Here is a 14,194-nt window from a genome sequence, read left to right on the forward strand (position 1 = left end):
GTGACCTTCATCTTCACCTCGGATGGCAAGGCGCTGGGCTTCCAGGGCGACGGCAGCGGCATCAAGCCTGCCTCCAACGGCAATGCCCGCCTGCCGCTCAGCCTCGTCACCACGGGTGTCGGCAACAAGATGACCGGAGAGGTCAAGGTCGCCGGCTTCTGCACCTTCGGCAACCCCTATGCCGGCAAGGCGATCGCGATCGAATGCACCGCCGAAAGCAAGGACTCCTCCTTCACCGGCAGCTTCCGCACCGGCGGCAAGCTGGTGAAGAAGGGTAAGTAGCCGCCCTCAAGCGCACCAGGCGCTGCCGGCGGCCCCTGGCTTGCGTGCCAGGCCCTCATTGATCAGCTGCGCGCCGAAAGAGCGCCCGTCGCGCGAGACGACGCGCGGCGCGCCGGAGGACTCGGCCTTACCCGCCGCATTCATGGTGAAGGGTCCGGCGTTCAGAAGCGCCAGCAGCCGCGACTTTGCGGCAAAGGCCACCCGGCGCTCGCCGTCACAGCGCGCCCGGTCGACCGCCGGGCTTGCCATGTCGGCAATCACGATCTTCTCGCCTTTGTACCAGAAGACGCCACCGTCGCCGACGCAATTGATATGGGCGCCCTGCCCGCAATAGCCGAAGGCGACTGTCCTGGCTTCCGAAACAGCAGCGGAGGCCGGCGACGGCACTGCCTTTATCGGCTGGATCATCGGCGTCGGGATCGCGGCCGGCGGCAGCGGCTGCGGCTGCGGCTGCGGCAGCAACTGCGGTACTGGGACTTTCGGCGTGGGTGCGGCAAGCGCCACCTGCTTCGGCGGCGCGTCCTTCTTGACGACAGGCCTCGGCTCCGCCGTGTCCCGTGTGATCGGCGTCGATTGCCTTGCAATCATCGGCTGAATGCTCTTCCAATGGTCGTGGGCGACGATGCCGCCGATCGCGGCAATGCCGATCACCGCCCAGGACAGCAATCCGCCCCCGCTGCTGCGCGCTTTGCTCTTTCCTCTTGCCGGCGCTTTGCGGCGGCCTCGTGTCGCTGTCTTGGCCATCTGTCCGATTCCCGTGATGCCGGGATTATCGCTGCTCAATCCTTTCCGAAAGGTTGGCGCGGCGACAGGATGACGCCTGGTTCGCCGAACTTTCCTTCCAATGACCTGAACGCACCGGAGAGGCCAACGGCACTGCCGAAACGCAACAGGGAAAAGCTGAACAAATTCCGCGCCCAGACGTTAGCCAGCGAAAAATTCCATCTTTCTGGGGGAAAAATCCATGGATCTGATTATCGCCGACATAATACCGGCGTCGCGTATCCACTATCCCGTCATCTTCGCCCGCCTCTTCGGCGCCATCGTCTTCGGCGGGCTGATCGGTTTCGAACGTGAGGCCCGCGACCGCCCGGCGGGCTTCCGCACCCATATTCTGATCAGTCTTGCCGCTGCCCTCTTTGCCATCATCTCGATCGAGGCAGTGCACATGCCGGGTTTTACCGATGACGATCAGGTGCGCATCGATCCGCTGCGCGTCATAGAAGCCGTCACCGCCGGCGTCGCCTTCCTCGCCGCCGGCATGATCGTCTTTGCAAGAGGTCGGGTGCACGGGCTGACGACGGGCGCCGGCATGTGGCTCTCCGGCGCGATCGGCCTCGCCATGGGCTTCGGCTATTGGCCGATCGCCTTCTTCACCACGCTCGCTGCCATCTGCGTGCTCTTCGCCTTCGGCAAGCTCGAAAAATGGTTCGGCTATAATTCCGGACAGCGTGTCGATCGCGATGAACACAAATAGAAAAACAAAGCGCCCGGCATCACGCCGGGCGCTCGTGTCACGTGCGCTTCAGTTGGTCATTCGGCTGTTGGTCGTTCAGCGCGTGTAGCCGAAGGATCGCTTTTCCCAACCAATGCCGTGCCGCCGACGGAGAGCGGCTTCTGGCGTTTGCCAATATTGATGCGTTCGTCCGCCGCCTCACGTACGGCCTGCCATTCATTTTCGTGCCGGATGAAGATCTCGCGGGGCACAAAGTTGATCGTCATATGTTTCTCACCCTGTTTCAAATCTACCGTTCGCGCCGGAGGCTTCCGGAATACCCGTTATTTCTTGGTCCCTACATTGCCCTTGATGTCGGGGCCGCCCTTGGAAAGATCGGCGCCGCTAACATGGGCCGGTACGTGAATGTCGTGGTAGATGCCGGGCGTCAGTGTCAGGTCGACATGATGCGGCGGCAGCACCTGCGCCTTCTGCATGCGGTTCGGCTTCGCCCGCTTCATGCGGTCGGACGCCTCTGTGCGTTTGTCGGGAAGATGGGTCGAAGTGTGCATCATCGGCCTCCTTTTTAAGCTCAACCTGAGCCTAACGGGCGGGCGTCGGGATGGTTCCAAAAAAAATCACCCCATCCCGGTGTGACGACCGGCCTTGACTGGCCCGCGAAGTTCATTACCTAGAGCCTATCCCGCAGCCTTCCAGACATCGGCTGACGGGGAACTTTGGTGCCGGGCCCCTCTGGCGAGAGTTTTTACGGCGCTCTCGTGATGTCGGTACCGCCTGCAGCTTAGCCGGCGGATTTTTCATCGATGAACAAGCTCACCATGCCTGACCCGCGTGCCCGTTGTGGCGTGCCGCGTTTTTCCCATACATCGACCCTCTTCAACACGATTTGCGGCCGCGAGGTGCGGCCATGAATCAACCCGTGACCCATAACTCTTCGCTCAGCTATTTCCGCTGGGCTTTCATCGTCACTGCTCTCGGCCTCGTTCTCGGCGCGGTGCTCGGCTGGCAGACGACCGGTACGATCGGCGGCATGGCGACCGTCTTCTTCATCTGCACGGTGCTTGCGGTGCTGGAGATCTCGCTCTCCTTCGATAATGCCATCGTCAACGCCAACAAGCTGAAGGAGATGACGCCGGTCTGGCAGCAGCGCTTCCTCACCTGGGGCATCATCATCGCCGTCTTCGGCATGCGCATCGTCTTCCCGCTGGCAATCGTCGCGATCGCGGCACAGATCGGCCCGTGGGATGCTCTGGTGCTTGCCGCACGCGAGCCGGCCGAATATGCCCGCATCATGAACGACGCGCATCTGCCGATCGCAGCCTTCGGCGGCACCTTCCTGATGATGGTCGGCCTCAACTACTTCTTTGACTACAAGAAGGAAATCCACTGGCTTCCCGGCCTGGAAAGGGTAATGGCGCGTTCGGCCGCCATCAAGGGTATCGAAATCGCCGTCGTGCTCGCGCTGATGCTGGTTTTCTCCTGGCTGATCGGCGGGGAGGAAGCCACCGTCTTCGTCAATTGCGCCATCTACGGCCTGCTCACCTTCCTCGCGGTCGAGGTGGTCGGCGGGCTGCTCGATGCCTCGCAAAAGACGATGAGTGCTGCCGCCAAGGGCGGTCTTGGCGCCTTCATCTATCTGGAGGTGCTGGATGCAAGCTTTTCCTTCGACGGCGTCATTGGCGCCTTCGCGCTGACGCAGAACCTCTTCGTCATCGCGATCGGCCTTGGCATCGGCGCCATGTACGTGCGCTCGATGACGATCATGCTGGTGGAGAAGGGAACGCTTGCCGAATACCGCTATCTCGAGCATGGCGCCTTCTACGCCATCCTGATTCTCTCGGTGATCATGTATGCGCAGACCCTGGTCCATATCCCCGAGGTTATCACCGGCCTCGGCGGCGCGGCCTTGATCGGCCTGTCCCTCTGGTCGTCCATCCGCCACAACAGGCGCGAAAAGGTGGAGGATCACGGCGCCCGGCAGGAGGAGCTTCACGCCTGACGATGCAAGAAGCCGCGGTGCGCGCCACCCTTGCAGCTAAAAATAAAGCCCGCGACCATCCGGTTGCGGGCTAATTCATTCATGCATGACTTGAAGGTCTCAGCGGGAGACCTGACCGAAGGAGGCCGGGTCGATACCGAGTGTGGTGAGGTCGTTGGCGCGCGGGCGGCGACCGGCTTCGACAGCAGCGCTGACGGCGTTTGCGGCACCAAGGACGGCGAATGCGCGGCCAAAGAAGCCGGTACGGACTGAATTGCGAAGTGCGGACATTGTCCTTTTCCTCTTGCTCTATGATTGACCACTCATAGATGGCATCGCGCACAGACCTCCACAATGCTCAGAAAATCACCTCAGCCATGCAAAAACAGGAGGCCGGCGCATGTCTCCATGGCCGACCTCGAGGGAGGGGTGGGTGGTCTTTTTCTTTTAGTCTTCGTTTGCCGCCAGTTGCGAGAGCACCTGGCCCCTGCCGCGCAGCCGCAGGATCAGCGGGATGAGGAAGGCGGCCGCTGCAACGATGAGCAGGCCTGCCGCGATCGGCGACATCACCAGCGTCGTCACATCGCCCTGGCTGATTGCCAGCGCCCGGCGCAGCTGCTGTTCGGCAAGCGGCCCGAGGATCAGGCCGACGACGGCAGGCGCGATCGGATAGCCGAAGAGCCGCATCACATAGCCGAGCAGGCCGAAGGCGAGCAGCATGCCGAGCTCGAACACCGACGGATTGGCGCCGATCGTCCCGAGCGTCGCAAACAGCAGGATGCCGGCATAGAGCCACGGCTTCGGAACGGTCAGCAGCCGCACCCAGAGCCCGATCATCGGCAGGTTCAGCACCAAGAGCATCGCATTGGCGATGAGCAGGCTAGCGATCAGCCCCCAGACGAGCTGCGGATTGGTGGCAAACAACAGCGGCCCCGGCTGCAGCCCGTATTGCTGGAAGCCGGCAAGCATGATCGCCGCCGTCGCCGTCGTCGGCAGGCCGAGCGTCAGAAGCGGCACCAGTGTGCCGGCGGCCGATGCATTGTTCGCAGCCTCGGGACCGGCCACGCCTTCGATCGCGCCATGGCCGAACTCTTCCGGGTTTTTCGCCAGCCGCTTTTCGGTGGCATAGGAGAGGAAGGTACCGATTTCAGCGCCGCCCGCCGGCATTGCGCCGATCGGGAAACCGATCAGCGTGCCGCGCAGCCACGGCTTCCACGAACGTGACCAGTCCTCCGCATTCATCCAGAGTGAACCCTTGACCGCCTCGACCTTCTCCGCGATCCGGTTGCCCTGCGCGGCTATATAAAGCGTCTCGCCGATCGCAAACATCGCCACGGCAAGCGTCGTTACCTCGACGCCGTCGAGCAGGTCGGGAATGCCGAAGGTAAGCCTGGCCTGCCCCGTCTGCTGGTCGATGCCGACCATGGCGAGCGCAAAGCCGATGAACAGCGAGGTCAGGCCCCTCAATGCCGAATCGCCGAAGGCCGAGGAGACGGTGACGAAGGCGAGCACCATCAGCGCGAAATATTCGCGCGGCCCGAAGACCAGCGCCAGCTTGACGATATAGGGAGCGATGAAGGCGAGCCCGAGCGTGGCGATCAGGCCGGCGACGAAGGAGCCGATCGCTGCTGTCGCCAGCGCCGGTCCGCCGCGCCCGGCGCGCGCCATCTTGTTGCCCTCGAGCGCGGTGACGATCGAAGCGCTTTCACCCGGCGTGTTGAGCAGGATCGAGGTCGTCGAACCGCCATACATGCCGCCGTAATAGATGCCGGCGAACATGATCAGCGAGCCGCCGGGATCGAGCTTGTAGGTGACGGGCAACAGCAGCGCCACGGTGAGTGCCGGGCCGATGCCGGGAAGCACGCCGACGGCGGTGCCGAGCGTCACGCCGACCAGCGCATAAACCAGGTTCATCGGCTGCATCGCAACCAGGATACCCTGCCATAGAAATTCGAATGTGCTCATCTTGGTGTCCCAAGCGGCATTCCCGGCCGTGCGTTTCGCAACCGGGCGCCGCGCAAAATCAAAAGAGCTGACAGCGCGTCCCGCGCGGTCAGAAGAACAGATGTTCCAGCGGCCCGGCCGGCAGCGTCAGCTGCAGCAGCTGCGAGAAGATCGCCCAGACGACGAAGCTGAAGACGATACCAAGCGGCAGCGAGATCCAGAGCTTGCGTTTGCCGAAGCCGCGTGCCGTCAGCGCGAAGAGGATGCCGGTTGCGATCGAGAAGCCGGCGACGCGCAGGAGCAGCATCTGGCTGGCAAGACCGGCGACGATCCAGATGACGGGTGCGACTTCCTGCCGGTCACGCTCCGGAAAATCGCCGCGCCAGGCTTCGAAGGCGGTCCAGATCCCGAGACAGAAGAGGCCAAATGCCACCATTTGAGGCGCTGTCGCCGGACCGATGCGATCGTATTGCGCGATCGTTTTCAGATGCAAGGCATCCCAGGCCATCACGCCGGCAACGACGAAGAGGAAAACGGCAATGATGAACGCCGCCCAATCAGGGCGGCGCTCGGTTGCCGAGGAGGTGTTATCCTCGCTCATTGAACAAGTCCGATGTCTTTGAGAATGCTCTCAGTGGCCGAGATGTCCTTTTCGAGCTGCGCCTTGAAGGCATCGCCGGACAGATAGGTGTCGGCCCAGCCCTTGGTCTTCAGCGTTTCCTGCCAGGTGGCGGAGCTGTGCAGCTTCTCGAAATCGGCGGTGACGCTTGCCACCTGTTCTGCCGACAGGCCGGGAGCAGCGGCGACCATGCGCCAGTTCTGGATGGTGACGTCGGTGCCGGCTTCCTTCAGCGTCGGCGCATCGACGCCGTCGATACGCTTTTCGCTGGAGACGGCGAGAAGGCGGAGCGTGCCGGATTTCACCTGCGATTCGAACTCGCTATAGCTCGAGACGCCGGCCGTGACCTGGCCGCCGAGAATTGCGGCGAGCGCTTCACCGCCGCCGGAGAAGGCGACATAGTTGATCTTGGTCGGATCGACACCGGAGGCTTTGGCGATCAGGCCAACGGTGATATGGTCGGTGCCGCCGGCCGAACCGCCACCCCAGGAAACCGAACCCGGATCCTTCTTCAGCGCCGCAACAAGATCGGCCATGGTCTTGATCTCGGATGCAGCGGGAACGACGACGGCCTCATATTCGCCGGTCAGGCGGGCGATCGGCGTGACATCCTTGAGCGTCACCGGCGACTTGTTGGTGAGAATCGCGCCGACCATGACATAGCCGCCGACGATCAGAGAATTCGGGTTGCCGGCAGCCTGGCTGCTGAACTGCGCAAGCCCGATCGTGCCTCCGGCGCCTGGGACGTTCTGGACCTGCACGTTGCCGGAGATCTTCTCCTGCTGCAGCGCGGTCTGCAGCGAGCGGGCAGTCTGGTCCCAGCCGCCGCCGGGAGCGGCGGGCGCGATGATGGTGTAATCGGCCGCATATGCCGGCAGCGCGATGGTCGCGGCAAGAAGGGTTGCGATGAACGTATGCTTCACGATGATGTCCTCCGTGGCGGCTGAGCAGACCGCCTGTTGTTCTCTGGGAATCGGGAGGAATGGCCGGCCAGCGGACGCAAGCGTCCTGAATGACGAGCGGAATACCTCCCAAGGCTTCAGCTCTCCGCCTCCACGGAGAAGAAGTAGCCAAAGCGACCACAACAACCTGTCATTTAGCTGACATCGGCGAGATATCCAGAGGAGATGACACTTTTTTGCCGTAATTGGTAGGTGCCGATCTAAATCCTGGTTCATCACTGCCGATGGCGAATGCATTACCCGCCGCCGAAGTACGGCTGCGAGCCTCATCCGACGAGAGCTACGGGCGGAGCGACCCAAAGCTCTGTAAAGAGGGCGAACCGGCTGAAAGCTGACGCCTTCACTGCGTCCGCAGAACCTCGTTCCAGTGCGCGATCAGCCGCGCCCGCTTCACCTGGTCGAGATAGACCATCAGCCCGGGGCTGACCGGCACCGGCCGCAGTTGGGCGCCGAGCAGTTCCTGCAGCGTATTGGCGGTATTTTCCCCTGCCACCTCGGGGCTGACGGCCGGGATCTGCAGCTCGCGCGCCATGATTGTCTGCCCTTCCCTCGACATGAAAAAGGTAAGGTAACGCCGACCGAGCTCCGGCTCGGCGGCGGCCTGCGGCACCAGCCCGATCCGCGACATCACCACCGTATAATCCTTCGGCAGCACGATGCCGACATCGGGATAGCGCGAGGCCCAATCGGCCGCATAGGAGCCGAGAATATTGTAGCCGAGCACGAAGCGCCCATCGGCAACGCGTTCGAGGATCGCCGAACTCGTCGAATAAAGCTTGACGCCGGCAGCCCCCATCGCCCCGATCACCGACCAGATGTCGCCGAACTGCTCCTGGTCGCGGGCCATGAAGAGAAAACCGACGCCGGAACGCTCGATATCGTAGGTGCCGATCCGCCCATAGACCTCGTTGCCCTTGCGCTTCAGATAGTCGACGAATTCAGCCCGCGAACTCGGCACCGGCTCGTGTGCAAAGCTCGGCTTGTGATAGACGAACACCGCCGGCTCGAAGGTGAGCGCATAGGCGGTATTGCGCCAGTTTGCCCATTTTGGCCATGCTGCACTCATCGGCAGGTTGCTGACCTGTGCATACCCGTCGTTGGAAAGCTTCACCTGCAGGTCCATTGCCGAGGAGAAGGCGAAATCCGCCGTCTTCTTGCCGGCATCCGTCTCCCTGACGATCCGGTCGTAGATGTCGCCGGTCAGCATATCCTCATATTTGACCGCGACATCGGGATTGGCGTCCTGGAAACCCCGGATCATCGGCTGCGCCAGGGGTTCGTCGAGCGAAGAATAAACCGTCAGCACCGGCGCATCGGCATTGCCCGACTTCGCCGGATAGAAGACCGGATCGGCGAGCGCAAAGCCCGGCCAGAACGCCAGCAGCAAGATGAAAACTCTCCTCATGCAGCAACAATGCCTGAGCGCGCCAGGAGGAGCAAGGGCGCCGGACTGGGCGCCGGCCCACTCCATCAGGGCATTCTGCGCGTGCAACAGGAAAGCCTTGGCGGCGCGGCTCCGGCAGAGCGGATGTTCCATCGCCTCGGCCGCCACCTCCTGGCCGCGCGTAACCGGCGGGCACGGCAGGAAGATCGCATCCTCCCGCAAACGATCGAGCACATCGGTCCCGATCCGGTAACCGGCAAGTGCCTCCTCGGCAGCGTCACCCGGCCATGAATCGGTGATGACGACGTCGGCATCCGATAGTTCGCCCATATCGGTGCTCACACGGAAGCGTCCATTGAGCAGCGCGGGATCGCTGATGTGCCAGCGTTCAGGATAGACCTGCACCACCTCGATCGGCAACGCGATCGACGCTTCGGCCCAGGAGCGAAGGATATTTGCGTCCGCCGCCACGCCAACCACCTTCAACCCGTCGATGGAGCCGCGCCGGCTGTTGATATAGGCAAGGTCGCCGAGCGTCTCGCAAGGGTGGTTGGAGCGTGTGCGCGCATTGATGACAGGCACCGGCAAGGCTGCCGCCACCGCCTTCAACGTCGCAAATTCCCTCGTGCGGATCACCAGCATGTCGAACCAGTTGCCGAGATACCCGGAGAGATCGCCGGTTTCCTCGCTGGCATTGAAGCCGATCGGCACATGCGCGCAGATGCCGCCCATCGCCTGGATGCCGAGATCAAAGGCGGTGGTATTGCGCCATCCGCCGTCATCGACAATCAGGGCGACGCGTTTGCCCGCAAGGCTCTGCGGCATCGTGCGCTCATCCCAGGCTTTGGCAAGCTCACTGGCGCGACCGATGACCGACCGAAGCCCGGCCTCCGGAACATCATGAAACTCCAGAAAATTCCGGGCCGAACCTGTCATTCAAATCCCCATCAGGCATGAAACGTCGCCACAATACCCTTCGGTGAGCTCACCGCAATCGCCGAAGCAACCGCGAATTACATTGCATACCGCGTTGGATACCCTCGCGATTCGTCTTCCAAGCTATGCCCCTGGGTCCGGCTCAAGCCTTAAATCGATCGGCGATCGGTTTTATGATACCGACCCGGGAAGTGTCGGTCACAGCAGAACATTCCATTTTTCTCCGATGTGAATTGTCTTTTCATCACAAAGGATTAGCGATTGGCTCCGTCCTTCACCCGTTTAGAGTATTGATGAAGATCGACGACGCTATACGGTCGCGCTGCCGCGTTAAAAACGTCGAGACCGCCCGAATTTATTATTCGGGGGACGACTCTACGCGACAAAAACTCTATGAAAAGCTAGACTAAACTGGAAAGATCCATGGGAGGGGTCATGGAACGACGACTGAGCGCTATTCTTGCTGCAGACGTCGTCGGCTACAGCCGACTGATGGGCATCGATGAATCCGGCACGTTGCAGGCGCTGAACCGCCATCGCTGCGAGCTGGTCGACATTCGTATTTCGGATTACAAGGGCCGGATCGTCAAACTCACCGGCGACGGTATCCTTGCCGAATTCCAGAGCGTGGTGAATGCGGTCGCCTGCGCCGCCGAAATCCAGCGCAGCATGGCAGCCCGTAACGAGAACGTGCCCAAGGACGAGCGCGTCGAATTTCGCATCGGCATCAATCTCGGCGACGTCGTGGTCGAGAACGGCGACATATTCGGAGATGGGGTCAATCTCGCCGCCAGGCTCGAGCGCATCGCAGCGCCGGGCGGCATCGCCGTGTCGGCCTCGGTGCGCGAGCAGGTCGGCTCGCGCCTCAATCTCGGCTTCGAATTCATTGGCGAACATATGCTGAAGAACATCCGGCAGCCCGTTCAGGTCTACACCGTCAGCTTAGCGCCGCCTTCCTCCGCCAGATTGGTCGCGCAGAACCGCAACACCTGCTTCATCGCGGTGCTGCCCTTCACCAATATGAGCGGCGATGCCGACCAGGATTATTTCTCCGACGGTATCACCGAAGACATCATCACCGATCTCTCCAAGATCTCCAGCCTGCACGTCGTGCCGCGCAATACGATCTTCACCTACAAGGGCATATCGGTAAAGGTGAAGCGCCTCGCCCAGGAGCTTGGCGTGCGCTACGTGCTCGAGGGAAGTGTGCGCATCGTCGGCAATCGCGTGCGCATTTCCGGCCAGCTAATCGACACCGCCAATGGCGACCATCTCTGGGCCGAGCGTTACGACCGCGACATGACCGACATCTTCGCCATCCAGGACGAGATCACCCATGCGATCGTCGGCCAGTTGAAGGTGCGTCTGTTGCCGGAGGAGAAGAAGGCGATCGCGACTGAGCCGACCGCTAATGTCGAGGCCTATACCTATTATCTCAGAGGCCGCCAGCTCTCTCACACCTGGACCAAATCCTATCTGGAGCTCGCAAGGCGCATGTTCTGCAAGGCGGTCGAGCTCGATCCGGACTATGCCCGCGCCTATGCCGGCATCGCCGATTGCGACGCGGCGATCCGCGATTGGGCGCCTGATGACGTGCCGCTGAGGCGCATCCTCGAGATGAGCGCCCGCGCTCTTGAGCTCGATCCTGACCTTCCCGAAGCCCACGCTTCCCATGGTCTCGCCCTGCATCAGAGCGGCTATGACGATAGGGCGGCGGCGGCCTTCGAACGTGCCCTGGCGCTCGACCCGAACCTCTTCGAGGCGAACTTCCACTATGCCCGGTTCTTCTTCATGCACGGCAACTTCGCCGAATCCGTGCAATATTTCACCCGCGCCGCCGCAATCCGCTCTGATGACTACGTCTCGCCGATCCATCTGATGTCCGCCTATCGCTCGCTCGGAAGGGTGCTGGATACGGAAAACTGGGCGCGCCTCGGTCTGTTGCGCGCCGAACGCGCCCTCAACCTCAATCCAGAAAATTCAGGCCCCGCCCATCGCGGCGCGCTGGCGCTTGCCCATCTCGGCGATGCGGCAAGGGCACGCGACTGGGCCGACCGCGCGATCGCCATCGATCCCGACGACATCGTCGCGCAGTATAATCTCGCCTGCGTCTACTCCGTCCTCGGTGACGTCGACCAGGCGATCGATCTGCTGGAGAAGCTGCTGCCGAACAGCTCCGTCTACCACATCAAATGGTTCGATAATGATTCCGATCTCGACAACATCCGCGACGATCCCCGCTTCCAGAAACTCCTCGCCGCCGCGATGACGCAGCGCGAGCGTATCGAAAGGACCGGGAGCTGAGGTCGAGCTTTTCCCGGCCGTTCACTGGCGCATCGTCCCGAAAATCGGAATCGATTTTCGGAAAGCACGATCCGTAGATTCAAAGTGTTACAGCGTCCTTTGCGCGTCTGAAGGACGCGCGTCGCTGTAAGCCTGAAAATCGCTGTGACATCCCTGCTTCATCTCTGTAATCTCCCTTGAAAAACAGGGGAAACATCCGTGCGCATCCTGCTCACCGAAGACAATATCGCGCTGGCCGACGGCCTGTCGGCGATCTTGCGCGGCACGGGCCATGCCGTCGATGTCGTCCATGACGGAGCGTCCGCCGATGCGGTCATCGCCGCTGAAAATTTCGATCTGGTGATCCTTGACCTTAACCTGCCCGAGATGGATGGGCTCGACGTGCTGCGCGCCATGCGCGCCCGACAGAACCAGGCGGCCGTCCTCATCCTGACCGCGCGCGGCACGCCGGAAGAGCGAGTGAAGGGGCTCGATCTCGGCGCTGACGATTATCTGATCAAGCCCTTCGATATCGCCGAATTCGAGGCCCGCGTGCGCGTGCTGCTGCGCCGCCAGGCCGGGCTGCGTTCGGCGACCGTCGGCTTCGGCGGCATCTCCTTCGATCTCAATTCCCGCACCTTTTCATCAGGCGCAACGCCACTCGATATTCCCGCCCGGGAACTCGGCCTGCTCGAAATCCTCTTCATGCGGGCCGGCAAGGTCGTCGCCAAGGAGGCGATCATTCAATCGCTGACGGCCTTCGACGACGACATTTCGGCAAACGCCATCGAGCAATATGTCAGCCGTCTGCGTAAGCGCCTGTCGCCGCACGGCCTGACCGTCAAGACCGCCCGCGGCATCGGCTATTATCTCGACAAACTGCCCGAGGCCTCATGAAAGCCGCCTATTCCCTCAGGCGCCGGCTGCTCTTCTGGTTGCTCGTCTCCACCGCCGTCATCGGCACGCTGGCACTCGCCGATACCTATCGCGAGGCGGTCCAGACCTCCAATATCGTCTCCGATCGCGTACTCGCCGGTTCCGCGCTGGCGATCGCCGAGCGCGTCGTCGTCGCCGAGGACGGCACGCTGCAGGTCGATATCCCCTATGTCGCACTTGAAATGCTGACCTCGGCCGCGCAGGATCGCGTCTTCTACCGCGTCGACGGCCCGCCGGGCCAATTCATCACCGGCTACCAGTCCCTGCCGGTCCTCAAGAAGACGCCGGGCGATGCCGCCGCCTTCGCCGACGACACCTTCCGCGGCGAGCCGATCCGCGTCGCCACACTCGAGCGCTCGGCCTCGACAGGCATCCGCTCCGTGCCCTTCGTGGTGACGGTCGCCGAAACCACCATCGCCCGCCGGCAGTTGGCGCAGGCGATCCTCGTCCGCTCCGCACTCCGCCTCGCCTTCATGATCGCGGGCGCGGCGGTCATCGTCTGGATCTCGGTCACGGTGGCTCTGCGCCCGCTCTACAAGCTCGGCGACGCCATCGGCGAACGCAGCCCCGATGACCTGCATCCGATTAGGCAGACCGTGCCGAGCGAGGTCGAGCCGCTGGTCGATACGGTAAATTCCTTCATGGTTCGACTACAGTCGGCGCTGGATGCGCTCCGCCATTTCACCGGCAATGCCAGCCATCAGTTGCGCACCCCGCTGGCGATCATCCGCACTCAGCTCGCCCTTTCCGCCCGTGCCGGCTCGCTCGATGAGGCTCAGGCGGCAGCACTGAAGGGCGACCAGGCGGTGGCGCATGCCGAGCGTATCCTTGCCCAGCTTCTGCTGATGGCCAAGATCGACGCCGCCACCGCCAAGGAGGCGTTGACCGCCTCCGCCATCGATCTCGCCGCCATTGCCCAGGAGATCACCGGCGAGCAGATCCCGACGGCCGCCGTCGCCGGCATCGATCTTGGCTTCGAGGGCGAGAGCCCGGCGATGGTCCGCGCCGAGCCGCTGCTGATCGGCGAAATGCTACGCAACCTTGCCGGCAATGCCATCGCCTATGCCGGCAAGGGGGCGGAGGTCACCGTCCGTATCATTGCCGCGTCAGAGACGATCCGCCTCGAAATCGAGGACAACGGTCCCGGCATCCCGCCCGAGAAGCTGGAGGCAGTGCGCCGGCGTTTTTCGCGAGGCAATGATTCCGGTGCCCCAGGCGCCGGCCTCGGCCTGCCGATCGTCGAAGAAATCGCCAATCTTTTCAATGCCGCACTGACGCTGGAGCCGGGTTCGGACGGCAAGGGCCTGAAGGCGGCCGTCACCTTTGCCAAGGCAGCGTAAAAGCCGTCGACCTTTCCGCCTTGCTTTCTTTCGCTGCATTGCACACACTGATTTTGGGAACAGCAAGCCGCACG

General features: G+C 62.4%; 13 protein-coding genes and 2 pseudogenes. 6 read left to right on the plus strand and 9 right to left on the minus strand.

Translation table 11 applies throughout. From position 1 onward, the window contains the following. Nucleotides 1–282, plus strand: a pseudogene (locus FY112_RS37880) (hypothetical protein); the annotation flags it as partial. A gap of 6 nt (nt 283–288) precedes the next feature. On the opposite strand, the gene FY112_RS17510 reads toward FY112_RS37880, so the two are convergent. Beyond that, nucleotides 289–1,026 carry a hypothetical protein gene (locus tag FY112_RS17510; protein WP_026158881.1) on the minus strand — a complete coding sequence of 246 codons (738 nt, stop codon included), beginning with the start codon at nt 1,024–1,026 and terminating at the stop codon, nt 289–291. 220 nt (nt 1,027–1,246) lie between these two features. Here FY112_RS17510 and FY112_RS17515 point away from each other — a divergent pair, with 220 nt between their 5' ends. Then, nucleotides 1,247–1,759: an MgtC/SapB family protein gene (locus tag FY112_RS17515; protein ID WP_017962091.1), complete on the plus strand. Its 513-nt coding sequence runs from the start codon at nt 1,247–1,249 to the stop codon at nt 1,757–1,759. Nucleotides 1,760–1,815: 56 nt separating this feature from the next. On the opposite strand, the gene FY112_RS17520 is transcribed toward FY112_RS17515, so the two are convergent. Both FY112_RS17520 and FY112_RS17525 read right to left on the minus strand, forming a co-directional pair. Continuing rightward, complete coding sequence (locus FY112_RS17520) at nt 1,816–2,004, minus strand: hypothetical protein (protein WP_027667764.1); 189 nt, start codon at nt 2,002–2,004, stop codon at nt 1,816–1,818. A 57-nt stretch (nt 2,005–2,061) separates the two neighbouring features. Continuing rightward, entirely contained in the window at nt 2,062–2,292 is a 231-nt protein-coding gene (locus tag FY112_RS17525) for a hypothetical protein (protein ID WP_151518958.1), read from the minus strand. Nucleotides 2,293–2,645: 353 nt separating this feature from the next. Between FY112_RS17525 and FY112_RS17530 the strand changes: the two genes are divergently transcribed. After that, nucleotides 2,646–3,737 carry a DUF475 domain-containing protein gene (locus FY112_RS17530; RefSeq protein WP_151518959.1) on the plus strand — a complete coding sequence of 364 codons (1,092 nt, stop codon included), beginning with the start codon at nt 2,646–2,648 and terminating at the stop codon, nt 3,735–3,737. Nucleotides 3,738–3,836: 99 nt separating this feature from the next. Here FY112_RS17530 and FY112_RS36805 read toward each other — a convergent pair whose 3' ends face one another. The 6 genes and pseudogenes from FY112_RS36805 to FY112_RS37890 form a co-directional block, all read right to left on the minus strand. Next, entirely contained in the window at nt 3,837–4,007 is a 171-nt protein-coding gene (locus tag FY112_RS36805; RefSeq protein WP_003542890.1) for a hypothetical protein, read from the minus strand. A 156-nt stretch (nt 4,008–4,163) separates the two neighbouring features. Then, nucleotides 4,164–5,681 carry a tripartite tricarboxylate transporter permease gene (locus tag FY112_RS17535; protein ID WP_151518960.1) on the minus strand — a complete coding sequence of 506 codons (1,518 nt, stop codon included), beginning with the start codon at nt 5,679–5,681 and terminating at the stop codon, nt 4,164–4,166. Nucleotides 5,682–5,769: 88 nt separating this feature from the next. After that, entirely contained in the window at nt 5,770–6,261 is a 492-nt protein-coding gene (locus FY112_RS17540; RefSeq protein ID WP_151518961.1) for a tripartite tricarboxylate transporter TctB family protein, read from the minus strand. Then, nucleotides 6,258–7,202, minus strand: coding sequence for a tripartite tricarboxylate transporter substrate binding protein (locus FY112_RS17545; protein WP_026158883.1), 945 nt, complete (start codon nt 7,200–7,202; stop codon nt 6,258–6,260). Before FY112_RS17545 ends, FY112_RS17540 begins: the two co-directional genes overlap by 4 nt. 379 nt (nt 7,203–7,581) lie before the next feature. Then, nucleotides 7,582–8,628 (minus strand): ABC transporter substrate-binding protein, encoded by a 1,047-nt coding sequence (locus FY112_RS37885; RefSeq protein WP_131629300.1) that lies wholly within the window; start codon nt 8,626–8,628, stop codon nt 7,582–7,584. A gap of 66 nt (nt 8,629–8,694) precedes the next feature. Continuing rightward, a pseudogene (locus FY112_RS37890) lies at nt 8,695–9,561 on the minus strand (ornithine carbamoyltransferase); the annotation flags it as partial. Nucleotides 9,562–9,996: 435 nt separating this feature from the next. Here FY112_RS37890 and FY112_RS17555 point away from each other — a divergent pair. The 3 genes from FY112_RS17555 to FY112_RS17565 all read left to right on the plus strand — a co-directional run bounded on the left by FY112_RS17555 (nt 9,997) and on the right by FY112_RS17565 (nt 14,120). Beyond that, nucleotides 9,997–11,865, plus strand: a complete 1,869-nt coding sequence (locus FY112_RS17555; protein ID WP_017962101.1) for an adenylate/guanylate cyclase domain-containing protein — start codon at nt 9,997–9,999, stop codon at nt 11,863–11,865. A gap of 198 nt (nt 11,866–12,063) precedes the next feature. After that, a complete protein-coding gene (locus FY112_RS17560; RefSeq protein WP_027667773.1) occupies nt 12,064–12,741 on the plus strand; it encodes a response regulator transcription factor in 678 nt (225 codons plus the stop codon). Beyond that, entirely contained in the window at nt 12,738–14,120 is a 1,383-nt protein-coding gene (locus tag FY112_RS17565; protein WP_151518963.1) for a sensor histidine kinase, read from the plus strand. Before FY112_RS17560 ends, FY112_RS17565 begins: the two co-directional genes overlap by 4 nt. The last annotated feature ends 74 nt before the right edge of the window (nt 14,121–14,194 follow it).

Source organism: Rhizobium sp. PEPV16, from assembly GCF_008919455.1.
GTDB classification, from domain to species: domain Bacteria; phylum Pseudomonadota; class Alphaproteobacteria; order Rhizobiales; family Rhizobiaceae; genus Rhizobium; species Rhizobium leguminosarum_Q.